The sequence below is a fragment of the Thermosulfurimonas sp. genome (assembly GCF_015491435.1).
Classification (GTDB): domain Bacteria; phylum Desulfobacterota; class Thermodesulfobacteria; order Thermodesulfobacteriales; family Thermodesulfobacteriaceae; genus Thermosulfurimonas_A.
Map to the genome: position 1 here is coordinate 1 of NZ_WFVX01000158.1, position 4,789 is coordinate 4,789.

Annotated in this window: 5 protein-coding genes; 1 reads left to right on the plus strand and 4 read right to left on the minus strand. The window is 62.7% G+C overall.

Annotated elements, in window-relative coordinates:
- Together F8J34_RS07145 and F8J34_RS07150 are read right to left on the minus strand one after the other, a co-directional pair.
- On the minus strand, nucleotides 1-747 hold a 747-nt coding region (locus F8J34_RS07145), incomplete at its 3' end, for an FAD-dependent oxidoreductase (RefSeq protein WP_297057686.1).
- A 2-nt stretch (nucleotides 748-749) separates the two neighbouring features.
- Nucleotides 750-1,319, minus strand: a complete 570-nt coding sequence (locus tag F8J34_RS07150) for a BON domain-containing protein (RefSeq protein ID WP_297057690.1) — start codon at nucleotides 1,317-1,319, stop codon at nucleotides 750-752.
- A 54-nt stretch (nucleotides 1,320-1,373) separates the two neighbouring features.
- On the opposite strand from F8J34_RS07150, the gene F8J34_RS07155 reads away from it, so the two are divergent.
- Nucleotides 1,374-1,739 (plus strand): hypothetical protein, encoded by a 366-nt coding sequence (locus tag F8J34_RS07155; protein WP_297057692.1) that lies wholly within the window; start codon nucleotides 1,374-1,376, stop codon nucleotides 1,737-1,739.
- On the opposite strand, the gene F8J34_RS07160 is transcribed toward F8J34_RS07155, so the two are convergent.
- Both F8J34_RS07160 and F8J34_RS07165 read right to left on the minus strand, forming a co-directional pair.
- On the minus strand, nucleotides 1,736-4,576 hold the full coding sequence (locus F8J34_RS07160; RefSeq protein ID WP_297057694.1) for a PD-(D/E)XK nuclease family protein: 2,841 nt from the start codon (nucleotides 4,574-4,576) through the stop codon (nucleotides 1,736-1,738). The two genes, F8J34_RS07155 and F8J34_RS07160, sit on opposite strands and share 4 nt — an antisense overlap.
- Nucleotides 4,576-4,789: hypothetical protein (locus F8J34_RS07165; protein ID WP_297057697.1), on the minus strand; the 214-nt coding region annotated here is incomplete at its 5' end. The genes F8J34_RS07160 and F8J34_RS07165, both read right to left, overlap by 1 nt.

Below are 4,789 nucleotides of genomic sequence, written 5' to 3' on the forward strand. Positions count from 1 at the left end.
GGTATAGGTGATGAAACAGGGGACCTGGGGTAGCGGAGGGCGTTTTCCTTTGTTGCGGAAGGAGAAAAGCGGCGGGGGATCGTCGCCCCACTGGACCTCGAGCCGGGAATAGTCTATGGTGCGGCCGTCAAGGCGGGGGCAGGTTCCGGTCTTAAGCCGGCCCATCTCAAAGCCAAGCTCTCGCAAACATTGAGAAAGGCGGTTTGAAGGCGGATCTCCCATGCGGCCGGCGGCAAAGTGTTCGAGCCCGATGTGGATGAGCCCGCGCAGGAAGGTCCCGGTGGTCACCACCACCGCCTTTCCGTAATAGACCTCCCCCACCCGGGTCTCAACGCCATAGACCCGCCGCTCGCGCGTGAGGATGCGGGAGACCATGGCCTGTTTCACCGTGACCCGCGGGGCCCGGGTAAGCACCCGGTACATCCGGGCCTGGTAGCGCATGCGGTCGGCCTGGGCCCGGGTGGCCCGCACCGCCGGCCCCTTGCGGGTGTTGAGCCTCCGGAACTGGATCCCGCACTCGTCTGCCGCCCGGGCCATCTCGCCCCCCAGGGCGTCGATCTCCTTGACCAGATGCCCCTTGGCCAGCCCCCCTATGGCCGGGTTGCAGCTCATGGCCCCGATGCGCTCGAGATTCACAGTCAAGACCAGGACGCGACAGCCCAGGCGCGAGGCGGCAAGGGCGGCCTCTATCCCGGCGTGCCCGGCCCCGATGACGATGACGTCAAACCTTTCGGGATAGGCCTCCATGGTCAGGGCTCAACCGTGAGATTGTCCACCACCCGTTTTACCCCTTTGGTGGTGCGCACGATCTCGAGCACCCGCCGGCGCTGCTCCTCGCTTTTGACCACTCCGGTTAAGGTCACCACCCCGTTTACCGTGTCCACATCGATGGAGAGGGAGCGGATCCCGGGCTCGGCGATGAGTTTGGCCTTGATCCGGGCGGTAAGGAGTTTGTCGTCCAGGCTGCGCCCGAAACTGCGGTGCCCCACCATAAGGTTGTTCCGCACCGCCCGCACCCCGGCTACCCTGCGCGCCACCTCCTCGGCCCGGCGGCGTTCCGCCTCGGTTTCCACCATCCCGGTCAAAGTCACCACCCCGTTTACCGTGTCCACATCGATCTTCCGGGCCTTGGTTACCGGGTCCTTGAGCAGCGCCAGCTTTACCTTGGCGGTAAGGGTGGCGTCGTCGGTCTGGGTGCCTACGGAGCGTGGATCGGTGGCCACCTTGTAGCCCGCGGTGGCCCCGCCGGCGACCAGGGCCGCCCCGCAGCCCGAAAGCATGAAGAGCCCCAGCAGAAGGATCAGGAGGCGTACTCTCATGTTTTCTTGTCTCCTTCCGAAAAGTTATTTAGGATAAGAAATAGGAGGTCCGGCATGAAAATCTTCTGGGACCCGCGTTTGTCTCCAGATTTTACCCCCGAGAAAAAGACCGGAAAAGTGGAGAAGGGGTTTGAGAGTTATCTACGGGAGGCCCTCTCCGCGAATAAAGGTTCCGATCCCTCCCTTAGCCAGGCCCTGGACCTGGTGGAGGAGGTCCTTCCCCTGCTGGAGAGGTTCGCGCAGGACCCTTCCTCCCGGGCCCAGGCCGAGACCCTGGCCGATATCCTTGAGGAACGGGCCCGGGTGCTAGAATCCCTGCTGCGGGAGATCCCCGAGGGCCCCCTGCGGCAGGGGCTTTCCGAGGCCGCGATCTTTTTCGGGGTGGAGGCCGAAAAGCTTCGCCGGGGCTTTTACGTCTAGGTCCGCTTTCTTCCCGGGCAGGCATATAGATAATCGCACCACCGACAGCCCGGGGGTTTTTCCGGAATAAAAAAGTAAGGCGCCGCGAGCAGGTGGTCGATCAGGCGCTCCAGAAGCGCGGGAAAGACCCGTTCCCGGAGACGTTCAATCTCCTCCTCGCGCAGGAAATCCCCGGAACGCGGGCTGAAGGGGGGACGGTAAAAAAGGGGCTTAAAGATCTCGCGCCCTTTGCCGCTTGCCAGCTGAACATAAACCGCCTCGCCGGCCTCGGGTCGCAGAAAGAGGTAAAGAAGGAGCTGAAGATCCGGCAATCGGTCGCGCAGGAAGCGAAGCCCCTCCAGGGTGGGTTCAACCCGGGGAATATTCCTGGCCTCCTCCAGGATCTCCCGCAGGCGTCTTAGCCCCAGGGAACGCACTCCGGCTCCGGTCTTATAATCCAGCACCACCCGACCGGTTTCGAACTCATCCACCCGGTCGAGTTTCCCCCGAAAGCGCAGTCCCAGCCCCGGATGTTCGCGCCGTTCCTCTTCCTCCAGGGAAAGAATACGAAAAGGGGGAAGGACCTCCAGGCTCTGGAGATAACGTCGCAGCCGGAATTCCGCGGTCTTTTCCACGAAAAACCGCCGTTCCGGGCCGAGCTGACGGGAGAGACCGTCCCTCTCGAAACGCTCCCGAAACAGGGCCAACAAACGGGAGGGATCATTATGTTCCCGGGGCAGATATTCCCTGCCCAGGTAGGGACGGAAGTAATCCTCGAGCACGGCGTGAATGAGGGTTCCCAGGGCGGTGGCGTCGTATTCGGTGAGGCGTTCCGGAGGTTTGAGTCCCAGGAGATAGCGAAAATAGAAACGGGCCGGACAATCCAGATAGGTCTCCAGCAGGGTGGCGCTTATCTCCCCGGAAAGGAGTCTTTCCACCTCCCTGCGTTCGGCCTCTCCCCGGGGGATACCCGGAAAGGGTTCCGGAGCCGTGAGGGATAACCGCAGATGCTGCACCGCCCCTTTCTCCGGGGTAAAGAGTTTACCTTTCCTTTTTTCCTCCGCCCAAAGGAGGGCCTCCACATAACGGCTCCGCACCCGGGGGGGAAGACGCGAGGAGGATTCGGTTACCGAAAGATAAAAAATCTCCACCTCTTTGGCGGAAGCTATCAACCGGTCGAAATAATACCGTTCCAGGGCCTCCTGGCGCGAGCGCCGGGGAAGGGAGAGGGCCGGACGCAACCCCTCGGGAAGGAGCGGATTGATCTCCTCCGGCGAGGGAAGGGCCCCCTCGTTGGCATCGAGCACGATCACCTTCCGGAAGGAGAGGAGCCGGGTCTCGAGCAGCCCCATGACCTGGACCCCGCATAGGGGATCCCCCTCGAAGGGGGCCGAAACGGTCTGGAGCAATTCCCGGAACATACGAAAGAGCCCCTCCAGGGGTATGGGTTCCCCGGAAAAAGATGAGCTCTCGAAGACCGGGAGGATCTCGGACTCAAAGGCATAGAGGAAGTGTCGGGCCAGGATCTCACGGTTCTCCCGGGCTTCACGGAGTCTTTCCCGGTGGGGCTCAAGGACCCGGTGCAGGACCTCCTTGAGCACCCGAGCGAAGTCCCGGGGGGTCTTCACTCCGTAAAAGGCCGTCAGAAATTCCCGGTGAAAACGTCGCAGGGGATCCACTCCCCCGGCCAGATCCTCGATCTCGGAAAGGCTCAGGTAGGGGCTTCCGTGGGCCCGGAGTCGGGTCTCGAAGGCATGAAGTTCTGCCGCCCAGGGGCCCAGAACCCCCCGGGCATAGGGATGTTTGAGCAAAGAAAGATAGGTAAGCACCGGATAACGCTCCGCGAGACGCTTCTCGTAAAGCTCGAAGAGGAGAAGGAGGAAGGTGGCCGGAAGGGAACGTTTCACCGGGAACCCCAGGGTAATGTTCACCGGAAGGTCCTCGGGGAGGGCGTAAAGCAGGGGAAGGAGATGTCCGGCTACGGGCAAAAGGATCAGGACCTCGTCCGGGGTCTCGGGGTTGGAGGGAAGGAGCCGGGCGGCCTCCCGCACCTCCTGATGTACATCGGCAGCGGCAAAGAAGCGCAGCCGGGGTCTTCGGGAACGGGGGCGGGAGAGGATCTCCGGGGAGAGTTTCAGATCCCTCAGAACCTCGGCCAGAAAATCCGGAGCCCGGCACCCGGGATCCATCTCCAGGAAGACCTCCGCTCCCAGTTCTAGAAGTTGCCGGAAAAGGAGTCTTTCGGCCCGGGAGAGGGCGGCAAAACCGCACAGATACACCGGACCCTCCGGGGAAAAGACCTCCGGAAGCCTTTCGGAAAGGAGCCTCAGCCGGGCCGCAGGTGTGGTGACCCCTGCACCGGAAAGGATCTCCCGAAAGTCCCTTCCGATCTCCGAAAGGGCGGCAAGAAAGGCCCGGCCGTGCGGGGGGAGGTCCTCCGGGGGCTCCAGAAGATCCTTAAGGGGCACGGCCTCCCGCTCGAATTCCTCCAGAACCTCGGAAAACTTAAGCCCCCAAGGAAGAAACCGGTCGAAGCTCTCCGTGACCTGCTCGAACCCCGGTCGGCCGGAAACGATCCGGTAGAGCCACCAGGCCCTTTCCGCCGGGGGGACGATCGGCCGGGGATCCAGGCGCACGGAAAGCTCGTTCACCCAGTCGGAAAAGGCGTAGATCCGGGGCAGGAAAAAGGAACCCCGCAGGTGCCGGCTCAGGTAATAACGAAAGAAATGGGCCGCCCGGCGGGTAGGAAAGATCACCGTGACCCGGGGAAGATCCTCCCGGTGTCGGCGGAGGATTTCCCGGGTGAGGGTGGGGAGAAAACCCGCCTGGGGGGGTATGATCCAGGCCTTCCCGGACATCAGGGACGCACCTCCCTCACCTCCGGGGGCTCAAGATAGACCAGATAGCCCCGAACCGGTCGTTTGAGAATCAGGGAAAGCCCGGAGAGATACTCCCTTACCTGTCTTTCGTGTTCGTCCGGCGCCTCCGGCCGGTGAAGCTTATATTCCAGGACCAGCGGACCCTCGGGAAGGAAAAGCACCCGATCCGGACGGTGAACCTCGGGCTCCCCG